This is a genomic window from Escherichia albertii NBRC 107761 = DSM 17582, from assembly GCF_000759775.1.
Lineage (GTDB): Bacteria > Pseudomonadota > Gammaproteobacteria > Enterobacterales > Enterobacteriaceae > Escherichia > Escherichia albertii.
This window is the reverse complement of the sequence record NZ_BBMY01000020.1, coordinates 31,648-51,862: the sequence shown is the minus strand read 5'-3', so window position 1 is coordinate 51,862 and position 20,215 is coordinate 31,648. Positions and strand designations below refer to the sequence as shown.

14 protein-coding genes and 1 pseudogene are annotated in these 20,215 nt (G+C 51.2%); 1 reads left to right on the top strand and 14 read right to left on the bottom strand.

Annotated elements, in window-relative coordinates:
• Positions 1-1,109: nucleoside permease (locus EA14781_RS05910; RefSeq protein ID WP_000858514.1), on the bottom strand; the 1,109-nt coding region annotated here is incomplete at its 3' end.
• A 255-nt stretch (positions 1,110-1,364) separates the two neighbouring features.
• Here EA14781_RS05910 and fbaB point away from each other — a divergent pair.
• Positions 1,365-2,417, top strand: a complete 1,053-nt coding sequence (gene fbaB / locus EA14781_RS05905; protein ID WP_000129582.1) for a class I fructose-bisphosphate aldolase — start codon at positions 1,365-1,367, stop codon at positions 2,415-2,417.
• A gap of 90 nt (positions 2,418-2,507) precedes the next feature.
• Here fbaB and yegS read toward each other — a convergent pair whose 3' ends face one another.
• The 13 genes and pseudogenes from yegS to mdtA form a co-directional block, all read right to left on the bottom strand.
• Positions 2,508-3,407 carry a lipid kinase YegS gene (yegS, locus tag EA14781_RS05900; RefSeq protein ID WP_000129169.1) on the bottom strand — a complete coding sequence of 300 codons (900 nt, stop codon included), beginning with the start codon at positions 3,405-3,407 and terminating at the stop codon, positions 2,508-2,510.
• 338 nt (positions 3,408-3,745) lie between these two features.
• Positions 3,746-4,291: an RICIN domain-containing protein gene (locus EA14781_RS05895; RefSeq protein ID WP_000824786.1), complete on the bottom strand. Its 546-nt coding sequence runs from the start codon at positions 4,289-4,291 to the stop codon at positions 3,746-3,748.
• Between the two features lie 14 nt (positions 4,292-4,305).
• Positions 4,306-5,115 carry a cytolethal distending toxin type III/V nuclease subunit CdtB gene (gene cdtB, locus EA14781_RS05890; RefSeq protein WP_000759937.1) on the bottom strand — a complete coding sequence of 270 codons (810 nt, stop codon included), beginning with the start codon at positions 5,113-5,115 and terminating at the stop codon, positions 4,306-4,308.
• Positions 5,112-5,888 (bottom strand): cytolethal distending toxin type II subunit CdtA, encoded by a 777-nt coding sequence (cdtA, locus tag EA14781_RS22760; protein WP_000369180.1) that lies wholly within the window; start codon positions 5,886-5,888, stop codon positions 5,112-5,114. The genes cdtB and cdtA overlap by 4 nt, the downstream gene beginning before the upstream one ends.
• 620 nt (positions 5,889-6,508) lie before the next feature.
• Positions 6,509-6,737: pseudogene (locus EA14781_RS05880) on the bottom strand (transposase); the annotation flags it as partial.
• 297 nt (positions 6,738-7,034) lie between these two features.
• Positions 7,035-8,396 (bottom strand): prephenate-dependent tRNA uridine(34) hydroxylase TrhP, encoded by a 1,362-nt coding sequence (gene trhP / locus EA14781_RS05875; RefSeq protein WP_000476034.1) that lies wholly within the window; start codon positions 8,394-8,396, stop codon positions 7,035-7,037.
• A gap of 147 nt (positions 8,397-8,543) precedes the next feature.
• Complete coding sequence (locus EA14781_RS05870) at positions 8,544-8,876, bottom strand: YegP family protein (protein WP_002461848.1); 333 nt, start codon at positions 8,874-8,876, stop codon at positions 8,544-8,546.
• Between the two features lie 187 nt (positions 8,877-9,063).
• On the bottom strand, positions 9,064-9,786 hold the full coding sequence (gene baeR, locus EA14781_RS05865) for an envelope stress response regulator BaeR (RefSeq protein ID WP_000137865.1): 723 nt from the start codon (positions 9,784-9,786) through the stop codon (positions 9,064-9,066).
• Complete coding sequence (baeS, locus tag EA14781_RS05860; protein ID WP_000675182.1) at positions 9,783-11,186, bottom strand: envelope stress sensor histidine kinase BaeS; 1,404 nt, start codon at positions 11,184-11,186, stop codon at positions 9,783-9,785. The genes baeR and baeS overlap by 4 nt, the downstream gene beginning before the upstream one ends.
• The gene (locus tag EA14781_RS05855) at positions 11,183-12,589 is read right to left on the bottom strand and encodes an MFS transporter (RefSeq protein ID WP_000137835.1); all 1,407 of its coding nucleotides are present in this window, start codon (positions 12,587-12,589) and stop codon (positions 11,183-11,185) included. Before EA14781_RS05855 ends, baeS begins: the two co-directional genes overlap by 4 nt.
• Entirely contained in the window at positions 12,590-15,667 is a 3,078-nt protein-coding gene (mdtC, locus tag EA14781_RS05850; RefSeq protein WP_000667522.1) for a multidrug efflux RND transporter permease subunit MdtC, read from the bottom strand.
• Positions 15,668-18,790: a multidrug efflux RND transporter permease subunit MdtB gene (gene mdtB, locus EA14781_RS05845; RefSeq protein WP_001197820.1), complete on the bottom strand. Its 3,123-nt coding sequence runs from the start codon at positions 18,788-18,790 to the stop codon at positions 15,668-15,670.
• The gene (gene mdtA, locus EA14781_RS05840; RefSeq protein ID WP_024164764.1) at positions 18,790-20,037 is read right to left on the bottom strand and encodes a multidrug efflux RND transporter subunit MdtA; all 1,248 of its coding nucleotides are present in this window, start codon (positions 20,035-20,037) and stop codon (positions 18,790-18,792) included. Before mdtA ends, mdtB begins: the two co-directional genes overlap by 1 nt.
• Positions 20,038-20,215: the final 178 nt, after the last annotated feature.

Below are 20,215 nucleotides of genomic sequence, written 5' to 3'. Positions count from 1 at the left end.
CACCCCTGATACGCGAACATTTTCTCCATCATTACGCCGCCAAGACGGTAACCGAGCAAACTGCCGAAGCCCTGGCAGCAAAGCGTAATCAGCCCCTGTGCGGCGGTTCGCATATGCACCGGTGCTTTTTTATCGACATAGATGTAGGCGGTAACGTAGTAAAAATCGTAACTTACGCCGTGCAGCAAAATGCCGAGGAACAATAGCGCGTAAGTGAAATATTCATCCGCACTGCCGTAAATAAAGAATCCATAGCGGATCGCGGCGGTGACCAGACCAAGCAATAATACCTTTTTGATACCAAAACGTTTGGTGAAAAACGGCAATGCCAGCATAAAGAAGATTTCAGAGAACTGACCGAGCGTCATCCAGCCGGTGGCGTTTTTCATACCGACTTCGGTCAGATAACCGTTGGCAAAGATGTAGTAGAACGCCAGCGGCATTGCAAACAGGAATGAACAGAAGAAAAAGACGAGGAAGTTTTTATCACGCAGCAGGATCAACGCATCCAGGCCGAGCATAACTTTTATATCCATTTTACCGGTGCTTTTTGGCGGCGTATCTGGCAAGAACAACGCAAAAACGCCCAGCAGTGCCGAACTTGCGGCGGTGATCAGCAGCGGAATATTGGTTGGTGAGATATCGGCATAACCCAGCATTTGCGGCAAGAAGCCACACGCCAGACCAGAAGCAATCCAGCCGATGGTACCCATCACGCGGATGCGCGGAAAATCACGCTCAACATCTGGCACATTGGCAAAGGCGATACTGTTAGTCAGTGCAATGGTCGGCATATAGGTTAGCGAGTAGGCCAGCAGTAACGGGAAGAACCCGGCAAACGTTGTCTGTTGTGCAGCGAAATACATCAGTACGGCACCAGCAAACATCAACACTGCCAGCACTTTCTGCGCCGAGAAAAAGCGGTCGGTGATAGATCCAACCAGAATCGGCGACAGGATCGCCGCAATGGCGGTACAGGCATACGACCAACCAATTTCTCCGGCACTAAAACCGCTTTTACTTAACCACAGCCACAATGGTACGAACCACGCGCCCCAGATAAACCATTCAACAAACATCATGAACGACAGCTTTGCTGTTGTTTTCATCTTTTAATTCCTTCATGACAGGTAATGTAAGGTACGCGATGACAATACCACTTAATAATACCTTTTAAATACCTTTAAGGTGAAAACTTGACCGCTATAACACTTTTCTGATGAATAGTGCCAATAGTAAACGCTGAAAAAACAGCCGAAAGATGGAAAAAATCGCGTATAGCAGCCAGGATTATGATTGTCCGCGGAAAGCGGGCCAGGACAATCCATAGCCGATATCTAATCGGAATTTACGGGAGCATAGTAATGACAGATATTGCGCAGTTGCTTGGCAAAGACGCCGACAACCTTTTACAGCATCGTTGTATGACTATTCCTTCTGACCAGCTTTATCTCCCTGGACATGACTACGTAGACCGCGTGATGATGGATAATAATCGTCCGCCAGCAGTGCTACGTAATATGCAAACTCTGTACAACACCGGGCGTCTGGCAGGAACTGGATATCTTTCTATTCTGCCCGTGGACCAGGGGGTTGAGCATTCTGCGGGGGCTTCATTTGCCGCTAATCCGCTCTATTTCGACCCGAAGAATATTGTTGAACTGGCGATTGAAGCTGGCTGCAACTGTGTGGCGTCGACCTACGGCGTGCTGGCATCAGTATCGCGGCGTTACGCGCACCGTATTCCTTTCCTCGTCAAACTCAATCACAACGAAACGTTAAGCTACCCGAATACCTATGATCAAACGCTGTATGCCAGCGTAGAACAGGCGTTCAATATGGGCGCGGTGGCGGTTGGCGCGACCATTTATTTTGGCTCGGAAGAGTCACGTCGTCAGATTGAAGAAATTTCTGCGGCCTTTGAACGTGCGCATGAGCTGGGCATGGTCACTGTGCTGTGGGCGTATCTGCGTAACTCTGCATTTAAGAAAGATGGCGTTGATTACCATGTATCCGCCGACCTGACCGGGCAGGCGAATCATCTGGCGGCGACCATTGGTGCCGACATCGTTAAACAGAAAATGGCAGAGAATAACGGCGGCTATAAAGCGATTAACTACGGTTACACCGACGATCGCGTGTACAGCAAGCTGACCAGCGAAAATCCGATTGATCTGGTGCGTTATCAGTTAGCTAACTGCTATATGGGCCGCGCAGGATTGATAAACTCCGGTGGAGCCGCAGGTGGCGAAACTGACCTCAGCGATGCGGTGCGTACTGCGGTCATCAACAAACGCGCAGGTGGCATGGGGCTGATTCTTGGACGTAAAGCGTTCAAGAAATCGATGGCCGACGGCGTGAAACTGATTAACGCCGTGCAGGACGTTTATCTCGATAGCAAAATTACTATCGCCTGATGCGAGCACTACCCCGTAGGCCGGATAAGGCGTTCACGCCGCATCCGGCAAAACTGATGCTCCCTTATTCTGGAGAGAATTAACTTTTAATTAACGCAATAATGGGCAATCTGGTGGTAATCGGCAATGCAACGCCGCCGGAAGCATTTCAATACGAAATTTTCGCCCATTCAATGGCTCGCCATCGAGATTAAAGGTGATGTCGTGCGGTGATTCTATTTCGAACCACGCCGAAGCGCCTTCGATAATATTCGGGTTTTCTTCGTCTGACTTTAATGTCGAAACAAGGGCGGGAATAATGTCGTCACCAGTGAAAATGCGTAGTTGCAATAAGCCGTCGTTAATCAGCGCATTTGGGCATAACTGCTGCCCGCCACCCGCCTGACGCCCATTACCAATGCCAATAATCAGCGCATCTCCTTGCCAGTGAAAATGTTCGCCGCGGATTTCACAATGGTCCGGTTGCAGTGTATCCATGCGCATTAATCCGTGAATGATGTAAGAGACGCCACCCAGTGCGGCTTTTAATTTCTCCGGTGTTTCCGTGGTGATGCGCGTACCAAATCCGCCCGTCGCCATATTGATAAAGCAGGTTTGCTGGTTGACCTGCGCCACATCAATCGCAACAGCATTACCGGCAATTGCCAGTTTCAGCGCCTTATCCAGTGCCTCAGGGATCCCCACGCTGGTGGCAAAATCATTCGCTGTTCCCAATGGCAAAATTCCCAGCGCGGGTATGTCATCCCTCTCACACTGAATCAACGCTGTGGAGACTTCATTAATGGTGCCATCGCCGCCACCGGCAATCACTGTCGCGACGCCCAGTTTCCGGGCTTCTTCTACAAATCGTGCAGCATCGCCTTTCTCCCAGGTGACCCGCACATGGATCGTCATTCCTTCTTCACGCAATAGCATGATAGCTTCGCGCAATGCTGCATTATCAGCGCTTTTGCCGTTAAGAATCAGTAAACTGACGGGGAAATCTGTCATGGTTGCTCGCCTTTAATCGTTGGTCTGAAGAAAGTGTAGAGCAGAAAAGAAAAGGCAGAGTCAGAACAGGATGAAAGTCGCGGTACAAAAAAATAAGCCTGCGTAAGGGGGATATAGGGCGCTACCAGTAGGGGCTTTCAACGGTACAATGCGGGTTTGAGCTAATACACATAAATGACCACTACAAATTGATGAGATCGGAACAATTCCCCTGTCTGAGTTCTCTTTAAGTGATCTACTATTCGGCGCAACTATTTAGAGTATAAGGCAAAGTAGAGGTTTAACTTATTACGATAATGCTTTTTATGTGCCCGGCAAAATGCCGGGCAATGATGAGGTTAAACAACGGGTGATTCAGTATTTAATGGGTTCAACATCCACAAATGGTTCTGTGGTACAACTTCAAATGGTTTTTTTATGTCAGCAATACATTTCCCTGTTTCAAAACTTAGTCCGCTATTTTTACTATCTAAGAAACAAAGTCCAGACAGAACGCTTTTGATTTGTACCGCCCCTGTTGTTGACGGTATGAGAGAAAAAAGCGTTTTCTTATCTGTTGGATTACACGTCATTTTTAGCAGGTTCCTTCCATCAGGAGTCCCTAAACATTGGTCTGTGTTTGGCGTTCGAATCATTATCCACCCGCTTTGATCGGTAACAAGAGCTTCTTCAGGTGTTTTCACAGGAACTATTTCCCATCCAATAGTCTCTCGACCATGCAGATCTAATCCATTATGAATCATCAAGCCACTTTGAATATTGCGGAATGTGAATAGAGAATTATTTTCTTTTCCTAATTCATCTATCTGATTATTGGCGGCTTCCTGTGATGAGGAACATCCTGCTATTAGTAGCATAGTAAAAATAATCGCTAATCTTTTCATTATGATAACCTCTCTTACCGTCTGGATACGCCAACAGGGTAATGATCTGAAGATATTTGAGTCCTTCTGGCTCCATACACAATTCCCGCTTGTAGTGGAAATGGTCTAAAGGCCACTGCGTTTCCTGCCACAGCATAATCTAACGTTCGTCGACTGGTTTGTGTTGCTGCCGCAGGGAAAATAATTTCAGATGCATTTCTTACAGGAACGGTTAGGTTCATCTCTAAATCTGCAGGTTCACGGTTAAAATCGCCAAGAATCATCCAGTTAAGCGCCTGGTGTACTGGGTCTCTGCTGTCGCGGAAGAAGCTATATACTTCTTCAACAAGTTCAGGCGCGTCATTGTTTCGCGCAGCTATAGCATGTGCAGTGAAAAATGCATCATTACCAATTCGTATGCCAAGCAATGGTCGTCCTCCTTGCCTTACCGGGCTAAGAACAAACACCTCATCGGCCTGCCGATTGCTAACCAGAGCAAGATTGACTCTTCCACCAAGGGCATCAACAGCAGAAAAATATATATATACTTGTTGTGGCCTACTATTTGTCGACAAATTCCAGATAAGTTCTCGGACAGGAATTCCTGGGGAAGGAATAACTCTACCTGTATCTACAGCCGTTGATGGTGGGGAACCTGCCTCTTGTACAGCTAAAATGTCTACAGCATTTTCACCAGAAACTAATTGCCGGACATTTATATTCCATTTACTTTCAGTCGTAGCGGATGCTCCTTGAAGGTTCCAGGTCGCAACGCGAAAATCAGTTAAATCTGCTTGAGCGTAAAATGATAAAAACACTATCAGAGATATAATATATTTTTTCATTGTTCTCCTCCAGTTGAATGCTCATCCGGTTCTATTGGCATCGGTGGAAATGGGCGTATTTCTGGCTTAGCAATCGTGGCCAGAGCCGGCCTTAATGGTTCGCTTATGGACCACATGAATTCAAAGTTTCTCTCTCCACTTGATGGGCAACGCTCCATTGTTAATGTTGTTGCGTACGGAGATGATGGTGTTCTTCCTAAAAAATTCGCTCTGATGCATAAACCTGTAGATAACGATTTTAACTGGTAATTACCATTGCGTGTTGCCATTGGCTGGAAATCGAAGCGTTGTGGTCCAAACTGGCAAGGTGCAGTAGAAAGTAGTACACCTCCTTTAAATCCCGGGAAGCTTGTCATACAGGTACCAACGTCTACATTGCGAAACTGTATCGTATTTGGCCTTGTTCCGGGCATAATCTGCCAATTACGTAGTTCCCCAAATGAATTGGAGTCGCTGATATAATACGCCCATAATGATGAACCAGCTCCGCGGCTCCACATTGTGAGAACTGAGCCATCCATATTCATTAAAGATACTGCGGGTGCAGTACCTGGTACAGGGATAGGGATTGGCGCATTTGTGGGCAGTGCCGGTCCTGGCCCGGGCAATGGAAGTCCGGGCTCATCGGGGGAAGGAATGGTTGGTCCTCCTTCCACTTGAGGAGGAAAAACTTTGGGGTCAAGATAAGCTTTATTTTTTCCTGATGAGCAGCCATTTAATAAAATGGGTATCAAGACTCCAGCTATAAAAATAGATGTGCGTTTATTATCCATTATTATGGTCCTGTTTATGATAAAGATAGTAGAAGTTAATGGAGGTATAAGAATTTACATTGGTGAATCTCCTTTGGATTGGGGCCTTAGCTGTTTAGATTTCCTTAGTTGTTTTATGGTGAATACTTAAAAATTGTGTATTAACAGATAGGACTAAATAAAAGTATATAGTTTCAGTGGCAATTGTTCTTTGAAATGAAACTTGATGTTATTGTGCTGTTTTTTATTTGATGTTTTTAATTTTTATTTAATTGTTTTTTGTAACTTATAAAGTCATTTTGAGCTCCAGACTCAATTGACATAAATCATGAATTTACAAATGATGAACTACAGGTCAATTGTTAATTTTTATTTATGTGATCTTGGTTGTGTTTTTGTTAATTATGTTGTTCTTTTGTGTAATATACGTGTTAATTGTTAAGTTTTTATCGCTGCTCTATTGTTGTGACAGTCTGGTGATATGGAGTCGCATGCGCCAGAAAATGCTTTTATTGTTAGTTATCACTAGTGCTGACGCGTTCCTGAAGTGCTCATGCAACGGCATTAAAACAACTCTGCGAAGCGGGTGGGCGAAGTGGGGATTTATTAATAAACATTACATTATGCTATCGGCTTACGAACTCCAGACTCAGGTCGGCAAACATCTGTTTGAGATGGAGGTTCTTGCCCTCAAGCTCCTTGAGCTTTTCTATATCAGAAGCTTCCATACCGTCGTACCTTGACTTCCAGTTGTAGTAGGTGGTTTCAGAGATACCAGGCTACCTGGCAGATATCTTTAACGGTTTATCCGGTTTCAACCGACTTAATCACAGCGATGACCTGATGTTCAGTAAAACGGATTTTACATATAGCGAGCTCCTTCGTTGGCAGATTGATTATGCCGGAGGATCTCTAAACGTGAATGACATGATTATGCGGGATACTTACAGTGGACGCGATCAGAAATAAACCCTATTATTTCATTAAATTACGCGTAAAAAATAAGCCTGCGTAAGGGAGATTACACAGGCTAAGGAGGTGGTTCCTGGTACAGCTAGCATTTTATGGGTTATGTTTTTCAGCGAAACGGATGATAACCATAATAAATGCAGCTGTATGTGATCGGTTTCTAAGAATTTTCCATCCGGGAAAAATAATCGAAATTAATTACTTACCGTGCGGATTACGCGTGGTTTCCCCGGAAAAATTACGCATCAACAGCGCGTAATTCAGCTCAAGATCCTGCGGTACTGGGATCCACACAGTATAACCATCGCCAGGTGCGACCGGCATTGCTTCACCTTTGGCGTTTTCCATGTGCTCAAGGGTAAAGTTAATGTTGCCTTGTGGCGTCATCAGCTCAAGGCTGTCGCCAACGGAGAATTTATTTTTCACCGCTACAGCAGCAAAGTTGCCTTTGCGTTCACCGGTAAACTCACCAACAAACTGTTGGCGATCAGAAACCGAATAACCGTATTCGTAGTTCTGATAATCGTCGTGAGTATGGCGACGCAGGAATCCTTCGGTATAACCACGATGAGCCAGACCTTCCAGCGTTTCCAGCAGGCTGGTATCGAACGGTTTGCCCGCCGCCGCATCATCAATCGCTTTACGATAAACCTGCGCGGTACGAGCACAATAGTAGAAAGATTTGGTACGACCTTCGATTTTCAGCGAATGTACGCCCATTTTAGTCAGGCGCTCAACGTGGGCGATGGCGCGCAGGTCTTTCGAGTTCATGATGTAAGTGCCGTGTTCATCTTCGAACGCGGTCATATATTCGCCCGGACGCTGGGCTTCTTCGATCATAAACACTTTGTCAGTTGGCGCGCCGATCCCCAGCGTCGGCTCAACATTTTGTACCGGAATCGGTTCGTACTTGTGTACGATGTTGCCGACTTCATCTTCTTTGCCTTCCTGTACGTTGTACTCCCAGCGGCAGGCGTTAGTGCAGGTGCCCTGGTTCGGGTCGCGTTTGTTGATATAGCCAGAGAGCAGGCAGCGACCGGAGTAGGCCATGCACAGTGCGCCGTGAACGAAGATCTCAAGCTCCATATCCGGCACCTGATTACGGATCTCTTCAATCTCTTCCAGCGACAGCTCGCGAGAGAGGATCACGCGGGTCAGGCCCATTTGCTGCCAGAATTTCACCGTTGCCCAGTTCACGGCGTTAGCCTGTACTGAGAGGTGGATCGGCATTTCAGGAAAGTGCTCACGCACCAGCATAATCAGCCCCGGATCGGACATAATCAGCGCATCCGGCCCCATTTCCACCACCGGTTTCAGGTCACGGATAAAAGTTTTCAGCTTGGCGTTGTGCGGTGCAATATTGACCACGACATAAAACTTTTTCCCCAGAGCGTGTGCTTCATTGATGCCGAGCTGGAGATTTTCATGGTTGAATTCATTATTGCGCACGCGCAGGGAGTAACGCGGCTGGCCCGCATAAACAGCATCTGCGCCATAAGCGAAAGCGTAACGCATATTTTTCAGCGTTCCCGCCGGGGAAAGGAGTTCCGGTTTAAACATAATTCTCTCGTTCTGATGACAGGTCAGATCCGCTTCACCTGATGAAGCGGTTAGGGGAGTGCCCCCACTTTAAGGGCGGGCATTGTAGCGCTGTAGGGGGGATCTGGTAAAGCGCCGGACGTCAACAACCCACGCCCGGCATAACAATTAGGTATTGTCTTTCACTGTCTGGCTGGCGCCATTGACTTTAACAGAGGCAATTCCGGTTTCACGAGATTGCGCGGTGGCGTACATCTGGCTGGTGCCGATAATCTGATGATTGGCGGCTTTCAGATTGAAATAAAACTTGCCGTTGCTCGCCGTTTTTTTCTCATAGCGTTCGTCCTGTGAGCTATTGCTGCGTACTGAAGCGATCCCCTTTTCCGCAGAGGCTTTTGAGGTATACAGCTCACTGGTGAGAATAATCTCGCCATTGCCTGCTTTTAGTACAAACCGAAACTGATTATCACTGCTTTTACCGAGTTCAAACCAACCAGCCATAATGACTCCTTGATTGAAATTGCGTATCGAAAATAGCATCTAAAGGTACTGTTTACCGATTAAAGTATGAGTGATTTTCAGGCGGTTGCCAGTAAGGAGAAAATGTCAGGTTGTTGGCAATGTGCGAATACTGATGCCGGAGGCGGCGTGAACACCTTCTCCGGCTTACAGGCTAATGACGCAAAAACTAAACGATGCGGCAGGCGTCGGCTTCCCAACGGTAGCCGACGCCATAAACGGCGCGAATAAATGACTGTTCGACGTCGAGGGATTCCAGCTTGCGGCGCAGGTTTTTAATGTGGCTGTCGATGGTACGGTCGGTTACCACGCGGTAGTCGTCATAAAGATGGTTCAGCAATTGCTCGCGGGAGAATACTTTACCCGGTTCATGGGAGAGCGTTTTCAGCAGACGAAATTCTGCAGGCGTCAGGTCAAGCATTTTACCGCGCCATGAAGCCTGAAACCGACCTTCGTCGATAATCAACGGGCTTTCGGCATCTTGTTGCTGCAACTCGCGCTGCGGTTTGCAGCGACGCAAAATGGTTTTAACGCGCGCCACCACTTCCCGCGGACTGTACGGTTTACAGATGTAATCATCAGCACCAATTTCCAGCCCCAACAAACGGTCTATTTCTTCGATTTTTGCCGTTACCATTATGATTGGGACATCGGAAAAACGACGAATTTCCCGGCATAGTGTCAGTCCATCGGTGCCTGGCAGCATCAGATCCAACAGGATCAGATCTGGCGGCGTCTGGCGTATGTACGGCAATACCTGATCGCCGTGACTGATAAGTGTTGGCGCATAGCTCGCGGCGCGCAGATAATCGATGAGCAACTGCCCCAGCTTGGGTTCATCTTCCACGATTAAAATGCGTGGCGTGTTTTCGTCGATGGGTAACTCGGTCATGCTTCTCCCTGTAAATCTCGTTCCAGCGGTAACTCTACTGTAATGCTTACCCCGCCAAAAGGCGAATGGGCGGCAATAATGCGGCCATTATGTGCTTCAACAATGTTCAGGCAAATCGCCAGCCCCAGCCCGGAACCTCCGCTGGCACGGTTGCGGGAACCTTCGGTGCGATAAAAACGTTCAAACAATTTTTGCAGTTGATCGTCACTGACGCCCGGCGCGCTGTCGGCAAAGGTCAGGCGCACCGTTTTATCGTGCTGTTCGGCAGAGATTTGCAGGCTGCCGCCGCTGTCGGTGTAGCGCAGGCTGTTTTCCAGTAAATTATTGAATAACTGCATTAAACGGTCGCGATCGCCAAATACGGTAATGCTGTCTGGCAGCGAAAATTGCAGTTTCAGGCCACGACTGGCGAAGCGTTCGCGAAACGCACCGCCCACGACTTCCAGCAGAGGGATCAAATCTACCGGTGCTTTTTGATAGGCGAGAGCGCCTTCATCAGACATCGACAACTGATGGAGATCGTCAACCAGTTTGGTCAGTGTACCGACCTCCGCCTGTAAAGAAGCCACCGTCTCCGGCGTGAATTTACGCACGCCATCCTGGATAGCTTCCAGTTCGCCGCGCAGTACCGCTAAAGGTGTGCGCAGTTCGTGAGAAATATCGGCCATAAAATCGCGGCGCATTTGCTGGTTTTTCTCCAGTGTGCTGGCGAGCTGGTTGAAGTCCTGCGCCAGCCTGCCCAGTTCATCTTCGCTGGTGGGTGTTACGCGAGTAGTAAAATCGCCTGCCGCCAGTTTGTGCGTACCATCCACCAGTCGTTTCACCGGGGCCAGCAAACCGCGCGCCAGTGGGAATGTCGCCAGCGCCGCCAGTAAGGTAGATAAAGCCACAATCAGCCAACTGGTTTGCCGCTGTTGTCTATCGAAATTGATATCGGTATTGCGGGTAAGTCGTTCAACAGGGGAGGCGATCACCGCGCCAACTTCTACACCATTGACCATAATCGGTCGCCGCGTGCCGTCCGGTGGAACAGGCGCTCGCGGACCAACCAGCACTTTATTGTTTTGATCAACCACCCAGAACTGCGTGCGCCAACCGTGCGGCGGCATGCCGGGGCCGGGTTTATCTTCGTTGTTATCGTGCTCCAGCGAACGTAGGATCTGAAACACAAAGCGATCATTATTACGCAGGAAACGCCAGTTACCATGCTGAGCGTACTGCTCCCCCAGCGCGTCGCCGAGCATTTGCAGCCGTTGTTCGTTACCATACTTGATGTAATCAATAAAACCACGCTCAAAACTGATGCGCACCGCCCAATGCATCGTGATTAGCAAGACAATGCAGGTGGCGAAGATTGCCAGAAACAGTTTGCCGGTAATACCGGGCCGCCAGAACTTCATTGCGCGCTCCTTTTTCGCCGTGAAATAGCCACATTTTGATGCGTATCATTCGGAACCCTGGCAAAGACGAGTGCCGGAAGAGCGATGATAAACGCCATGCTAAGCCAGGTGTACATAAAGACGGTTTGTGTGGCGCCGCTGATATGCTGCGAACCAAAAAATCCCAGTAAAAGCCCGGCAATGGTGACGCCGATACTCATCGATAATTGCATAATCATCGACAGCAGGCTGTTGCCGCTGCTCGCCAGCCTGTCCGGCAGATCCTTCAGCGCCAGGGTATTCATGGATGAGAAACGGGTCGAGTTGACCATCCCTTGTAAAAACAGGACGAACGGCAAAATGTAGTACCAGCCGAGCAGAGCGGTAGTCATAAACAGTAGGGTGACCAGCGACAGGCCCAGCGTGGTTGCCACCAGCACTCGACGGTAACCAAACCGATTCACTACCTGTACTACAATTCGCTTCATCCCCATGCTGCCGAGCACCATCGGGATCATCATCAATCCGGCGTGAAACGGCGAAAAGCCGAGGCCAATCTGTAGGAAAACGGGGGTCATAAAAGGTAGCATGCCGCTGCCGACACGTCCGGCGAAGCTCCCCGCCAGGCCCAGCGAAAAGGTACGAGTGTGGAACAGTTTCAGACTGAACAGCGCGCGGTGATTGTTTCTGGCATGTAGCAGATAAAGCACAATGGCTAGCACGCCCACAGCCACCAGCACGGTGATGGCTAGCAGCGACAGCCCGGTGCCTTTACTGCCATCCAGCGCCAGCGTTAGTACCGCCATGCCGACCGCCAGCAACAGAAAGCCGGAGAGATCGAAGCGCCGTGTCTGCATGGTGTAGTTCGGCATCAACATCAGTGTAGCGATCGCGCCGATAATCCCTACCGGAATGTTGATCAAAAAGATCCAGTGCCACGATGCGTATTCTACCAGCAGGCCGCCGAGTGCCGGGCCGAGCAGCGGACCAATCTGACCGGGCAGCGTGACAAAAGTCATCGCCGCCATATATTGTTCGCGCGGAACAATTTTCATCACCGTTAACCTGCCGACCGGCACCATCATCGCGCCGCCGACGCCCTGTAACGCGCGCGCCAGCAACAGTTCGTTCAGCGTGCCGGAAAGTGCGCAAAACAGTGAACCGAGAGTAAACAGCACGATGGCGGTAAAGAAAATATTGCGTACGCCGACTTTGTCTGCCAGCCAGCCGCTGGCAGGCAGCATCACCGCCACGGTCAGCACATAAGAGACAATGACCATGTGCATATGCAGTGGACTTTCCCCCAGGCTTTGCGCCATTGAAGGAAGCGCGGTGTTAACGATAGTGGTATCCAGCGACTGCATAAAGAAGCCGAAAGCCACAATCCACAGTTGCCAGCGGGTGCTGTCGGGAAGTTCTGTCATTTACTCGGTTACCGTTTCTTTAGGCGTACGCGAAAAACGCAGTCGCAGACGGTCGAAAAAGAGATACACCACCGGCGTGGTATACAGCGTCAGGAGCTGGCTCATCACCAGACCGCCGACAATGGTGATCCCCAACGGTTGGCGCAGCTCTGAGCCGTCGCCACCTGACAAGACCAGCGGCAATGCGCCAAACAGTGCTGCCAGCGTGGTCATCATGATCGGGCGAAAACGCAACAGACAGGCCTGGAAAATAGCTTCCTGCGGCGTCAGATTCCCGTGTCGTTGAGCTTCAAGCGCAAAATCGACCATCATAATGGCATTTTTCTTCACGATGCCGATTAATAGCATGATCCCTATCAGGGCGATTAGGCTGAACGGGGCATTGAACAGTTCCAGCGCCAGTAACGCCCCGACGCCCGCCGAGGGTAGGGTGGAGAGAATGGTCAGTGGATGCACGTAACTCTCGTAAAGTATACCCAGTACGATATATACCGTGGCGATGGCGGCGATAATCAGGATCACCTGTGAGTTCATCGTCTCCTGAAACACCTGCGCCGTTCCGGCAAAACTGCCGCGCACGCTGGAAGGTACGCCAAGTTGCGTCATTGCACGGTCGATTGCCGTGCTGGCCTCAGAAAGCGATTTCCCGGTTGGCAAGTTGAACGAGATGGTTGAGGCTGCCGACAATCCCTGATGATTCACCGACAGTGGGGCGTTCGCCGGCTGCCATTTAGCGAAATACGACAAGGGGATCGCTTTGCCTTCTTTATTGATAACGAACATCTTTTCCAGAGCACTGATGTCCTGGGTATAGCGTGGATCGACTTCCATCACCACCTGATATTGGTTCATCGGCTGGTAAATGGTCGAGATTTGTCGCTGACCGAAGGCGTTATTTAACAGGCTGTTGGCGGCCTGCACGTCAATTCCTAGCCGCGCCATGGTGTCGCGATCGTAAATAAGGTTCATCTCCGCGCCATTATCTTCCTGATCGGAGTTAACATCAGCCAGTTCTGGCAATGTTGCCAGTTTTTTGCGGATTTTCGGCTCCCATTCACGTAGCGCCGCCAGATCGTCGGACAATAATGTGTACTGGTAGCTGGCGTTAGCCTGACGTCCGCCAACGCGAATATCTTGTACTGCCATCAGGAACAGATTCGCTCCTGGTTCTTTCGCCAGTTTTTTACGCAAGCGGTCGATAATCTGTTGGGCCGTTTCGCTCCGCTCGCCGCGTGGTTTAAGAGTGATAAACATCATCCCGCTGTTCACCCGCGAACCGCCGGTAAAGCCAGTGACATTATCCACCGCCGGATCGTCACGGATAATTTTCATGAAGTCCTGCAACTTGCCGCGCATCGCCTGAAACGAAATACTCTGATCCGCCTGTATCCCGCCCATCAGCACCCCTGTGTCTTGTTCCGGGAAAAAGGTTTTCGGGATCGAGATATACAGCCAGATATTCAGCGCAATGGTGCCAAGCAGCACCACGCCCACCAGACGGGTATGATTGAGCACCCATTTCAGCGACTTACCGTAGCCTTGTTGCAGGGCAACCAGCATCCGACCAAAACCACGCAGTCGCGTTTGTTCGCGCGGTTTACTGGCTTTCAGCATCCAGCCGCACATCATCGGCGTCAGCGTCAGGGAAACCAGCAACGAAATACCAATGGCGACAGAAAGTGTCACGGCAAACTCGCGTAACAGGCGCCCCGGCAATCCGCCCATTAACAGTAACGGCAGGAACACGGCAACCAGCGACAGGCTCATTGACAGCACTGTAAAGCCGACTTCACGAGAGCCCTGTAGCGCGGCTTGTAGCGGTTTCATCCCCGCTTCCAGATGACGGGCAATATTTTCCAGCACCACGATGGCGTCATCCACCACGAAACCAGTAGCAATGGTCAGCGCCATTAACGAAAGGTTATTGAGACTAAATCCGCACAGGTACATCGCGGCAAACGTACCAATCAGCGAAACCGGCACCGCAACGGCGGGAATAATAGTGGCGCGACCCGAACGCAGGAACAAAAATACCACCAGAATCACCAGCGCCACCGAGATAATCAGCGTTTGCTCGACTTCTTCCAGCGAGGCGCGAATGGTGGGGGAGCGATCCTGAGCAATTTGCAGATCAATCGCCGCCGGAATGGTCTCCTGCAACTCCGGTAATTTTGCCCGGATGCTGTCAACCGTCTGGATAATATTGGCTTCCGGCAGCTTGCGGATCATCAGCAAAATAGCCGGTTTGGCGTTGGTCATCCCGGCGTTGCGCACATCCTGCACTGAGTCGGTCACCGTCGCCACATCGCCCAGACGAACCGCGCCGCCGTTGTTGTAGTGAATAATCAGCGGCTGATATTCGGCGGCGGTTTTCAGTTCGTCATTGGTCTGGATTTGCCAGCGGTGAGTGCCATCTTCCAGCGCCCCCTGCGGCTTACGCACGTTGGCATTACTGATGGCAGTGCGTACGTCGTCCAGCGACACGCCCTGATTAAACAGCGCCTGCGGGTTCAGCCCGACGCGCACCGCAGGAAGTGAGCTACCGCCGACATCGACATCACCGACACCGTCGATTTGCGAAATCGTCGGGGCCAGTTGTGTTGAGGCGAAATCGTACAGCTCCCCCTGTGAATAAGTATCGGACGTCAGCGTCAGGATCATAATCGGCGCATCCGACGGGTTTGCTTTGCGATAGGTCGGACGGCTGGGCATCCCGCTGGGCAACAGACTTTGTGCGGCGTTGATTGCCGCCTGCACATCACGCGCCGCACCGTTGATATCCCGGTCAAAATCAAACTGCAAAATAATACGCGTGCTGCCAAGTGAACTGCTGGAGGTCATTTCACTGACCCCGGCAATGCGCCCCAGCGAGCGTTCCAGCGGTGTGGCTACGGAAGATGCCATTGTCTCCGGCGATGCACCGGGCAGCGAGGCGCTGACCATAATCACCGGAAAATCGACCTGCGGCAGCGGAGCCACCGGCAGCATACGGAAACCCAGTATGCCGCACAGGGTAATGGCGACCGACAATAAAATCGTGGCCACCGGGCGGTAAATGAAGAGGGCAAAAAACTTCACTTACGCCTCCTCTTCATGACGGGCAAAGCGGCTTTTGGTCCACAATGCCAGACGGTCGAACAGTAGATAAATCACCGGCGTGGTAAACAGCGTCAACACCTGGCTGACAACCAGACCACCGACCATGCCAATGCCTAACGGACGACGCAGTTCTGCGCCGACCCCGGTACTTAACATCAGCGGCAACGCGCCAAGCAGTGCCGCCAGAGTGGTCATCAGGATTGGACGAAAACGGAGCAGACAAGCCTGGTAGATAGCATCACGCGGCGACATGCCTTGCTCACGCTCGGCAGCCAGCGCGAAGTCGATCATCATGATGGCGTTTTTCTTCACAATACCGATCAGCAAAATAATGCCGATAATGGCGATCACATCCAGTTCGCTACCGGCAATCAGTAACGCCAGCAGTGCGCCAACACCTGCCGTGGGCAGCGTTGAGAGAATGGTGATCGGGTGAATAAAGCTCTCGTACAGAATGCCGAGCACGATATACATCGCCACCACCGCCGCGACAATCAGCCAGACCGTGCTGCCCAGCGCCGACTGGAAGGCGAGGGTGCTGCCCTGGAACTGCGTGGTGATATCTACCGGTAGATTCAGCGTTTTCTCAGTGTCAATAATTGCCTGTACAGCATCGCCCAGTGAATAGTCATCCGGCACGTTAAAGGAGATGGTCGTTACCGGAAACTGATCCAGATGGTTGATGGAGAGCGGCGCAAAACGCTGCTCAATTTTGGCTATTGAGCTTAGCGGCACCACGCCGCCGTCGCTGCTGGTCAGGCGAATGGTATCCAGCGCCGCCAGCCCTGGCGTATTTTCCGTGTTGTGCTCCAGCACCACGCGATACTGGTTGGCCTGAGTATAAATCGTGGAAATCAGTCGCTGACCAAACGCGTTGTACAGAGCGTTATCGACGTCCGCCATGCTGATCCCCAGACGGCTGGCGCTGTCCCTGTCGACATTGACATACGCCACCAGACCTTTGTCCTGCCAGTCGCTGGAAACATCAGAGAGCTGCGGCAGTTGCTGGAGTTTTTCCATGAGCTGCGGCACCCAGGTGCTGAGCGCATCCAGTGATGTAGCCTGCAAGGTAAACTGGTACTGCGTGCGGCTGACCTGAGTATCAATAGTCAGATCCTGCGTTGGTTGCAGGAAGAGATCGACGCCCGGTACTTTATCAACCGCTGTTTGTAGTCGGGCAATCACTTTTTGTACCCGATCATCACGTTCATCCAGTGGTTTGAGGTTGATCTGCAAACGTGCACTGTTCAGCGATGGGTTAGTACCATCAACACCCACAAATGAGGTCAGGCTTTGTACCGCTGGATCCTGCAATATTATGTCCGCGACCTGACGTTGGCGCTGGGCCATATTGGCAAAGGAACTGGATTGCGGCGCCTGCAACGTACCCTGAATAATGCCGTTGTCCTGTACCGGGAAGAAGCCTTTCGGAATGAACAGCCATAACAGTACGCTAAGCAGCAGCGTGCTGAGCGCCACGCTTAAGGTCAGCCACGGATGATTCAGCACCTTTGCCAGTCCGCGACCATAGGCGGCGATAATCCTGTCGAACATTTTTTCCGAGGCGCGGGAGAAGCGGTTTTGTTTACGCAATGACTCTTGGCTGAGCATCCGTGCGCACATCATCGGTGTCAGGGTGAGTGACACTACGGCTGAGATCAAAATCGCTACCGCCAGAGTAATGGCAAATTCGCGGAACAGTCGCCCGACGATATCGCCCATAAACAGCAGCGGGATCAGTACCGCAATCAGCGAGAAGGTCAGCGAGATAATGGTAAAGCCGATTTCACCTGCCCCCTTGAGTGCTGCCGCCAGCGGTTTTTCGCCTTTTTCGATATAGCGGGAAATATTCTCGATCACCACGATGGCGTCATCGACCACAAATCCGGTGGCGATGGTTAGCGCCATCAGCGTCAGGTTATTGATTGAAAAATCGAGAAACACCATGACCGCGAAGGTGCCGATTAACGACAAAGGCACTGCAACGCCAGGAATGATGGTGGCCGGAATATTGCGTAAAAACAGGTAGATAATCATTACCACCAGCGCGATAGCCAGCATCAGTTCAAACTGGGTATCGTCAACTGAAGCGCGGATATTGGTGGTTCGGTCAGAAAGTACCGTCACCTTCACCGATTTCGGCAGACTCTCGGTAAGCTGTGGCAGCATCTGGCGAATACTGTCGGCGGTGGAGATAATGTTAGCACCTGGCTGGCGCTGAACATTCATCACGATGGCCTGTTCTTTGTTAGCCCATGCGCCGAGCCAGCTATTTTCTGCTCCTTGCTCTACAGTGGCGACATCGCCCAGACGAATCGGCGCGCCGTTCTGGTAGGCGATGATTAGCTGGCGGTACTCTTCTGCCGATTGCATCTGGTCGTTAGCGGAAAGCGTGACCGCGCGGGAAGGGCCGTCAAGACTCCCTTTCGCTGAGTTAACGTTCGCACCGGTAATGGCGGTGCGCACGGTTTCGCTGGTCAGTCCGAGGGCGGCAATCGCCTGAGCATTAAGTTTGACGCGTACCGCCGGACGCTGCCCGCCGGAAAGTGTGACCAGCCCGACGCCGGAAATCTGCGAGATTTTCTGCGCGACGCGGGTTTCCACCATATCTTCTACTTGCGTCATCGGCATGGAGGTAGAGGTGACAGCGAGCGTCATGATCGGTGGATCTGCCGGGTTCACTTTGCTGTAAACCGGCGGGTTAGGCAGATCGCTCGGCAACAGGTTAGTGGCGGCGTTAATCGCGGCCTGCACTTCTTGCTCGGCGACATCCAGCGGTAATGTTAGCTGGAACTGCAAAGTGATAACCGATGCGCCACCGGAACTTTGCGACGACATCTGTTTCAGGCCGGACATCTGCCCGAACTGGCGCTCAAGGGGGGCGGTAACGGCAGAGGTCATGACATCCGGGCTGGCGCCAGGGTAGAGCGTGACCACCTGAATGGTCGGGTAGTCCACTTCCGGCAGTGCTGAAACGGGCAGGACGCGGTAGCCGATGAGACCTGCGAGTAAGATCGCCACCATCAGCAGCGTGGTGGCGACAGGACGCATAATAAACAGGCGCGACGGACCACCTGTGCGGCTCGGAGGTAACACCTGCATCAGGAGCGCGCTCCTTTTTTCGTGTCTTCGCGGCTGGCGGCTTTTTCTTCCGGCGTGGTCGCTTTCTGGCCTTCGACTACTTCCACTTTGGCGCCTTCGGTCAGACGATCAATGCCGTCTGTCACCACGCGATCGCCCGCAGAAATACCTGCGCGGATCACCACATTCTGGCTGTCCTGAATCCCCGGTGTTACCAGATGCTTGCTGACTTTGTTTTCGCTATTCAGTACCCAGACAAAGTGACCTTCGTTGCCCATTTGCAGGGCGGCGGTGGGGATCACCACGGCGTTTTGTTCGGTGTCGACTAACATACGCGCGTTAACAAACTGATTGGGAAACAGCGCATCATCCTGATTATTAAAGCGAGCTTTCACTTTAATCGTACCTGTCGTGGCATCGATTTGGTTATCGAGACTTAACAGTGTGCCTTCACTTAATTTTTTCGAGTTGGTGCGATCCCAGGCTTCAACCACCAACGGTTTACCGGCTTTTTGTGCCTGCACGACGGTGGCGATATCGCTTTCCGGCAGAGTAAAGACCAGATCGATAGGATGTGTCTGGGTTATCACCACAATCCCGGTGGTATCGCCACTGGAAATTTGGTTACCAACATCCACCTGCTTGAGACCAACACGACCATCGACTGGCGCAGTAATCCGGCTCCAGTCGAGTTGCAGTTGTGCGCTGGCAACGCTGGCTTCATCGGCCTTAATGGTGCCTTCGGTTTCACTGGCCAGCGCCTGTTGCGCATCCAGCTCTTGTCGGGAGACGAGATTGGTTTTTGCCAGTTGCTGATAACGCGCCAGATCACGGCGGGCGTTAGCAAGCGTGGCTTTATCTTTTGCCAGTTGTCCCTGGGCTTGAGCTAATGCAACTTTGAACTGGCTGGGGTCAATTTCTGCCAGTAAATCACCTGCTTTGACCTGCTGACCTTCCTGGAAATGCAACGCCATCAGTTGACCGTCCACGCGGCTGCGCACCGTAACAGTATTAGCGGCGGTAATAGTGCCAAGCCCGGTGAGATAACGCGGCACTGCCTGTTCAACGGCAGTTGCAGCCTGAACCGGGGCTAATGGGCCGGAACGCATCCCACGACGACCACCTGCGGGTGGCTGCTGTGCTTGTTTTGCCGCACCTGGCGCTGCACTCTGGGGTTCATTGCGGCCTTGCCAGAACCAGAATGCGGCGATGGCGGCGATAACCACCACGATTACGATTACCCAACGGGATTTATAACTGCCTTTCATCGTTAAGAGTTTCTCTTCCTGAACGTTTCGCGCAATGTTACTAGTGTAGCCAGCTAATAAGGGAGAAAAATGGAGGAATTATGAAACACTGTCGGGAATCGTCTGAATGGCGGCACACTTTGCGAGCACGTATCCAGAAATGACACAGGAAATTATTTTATCCGCAAGTCAGCGGTAG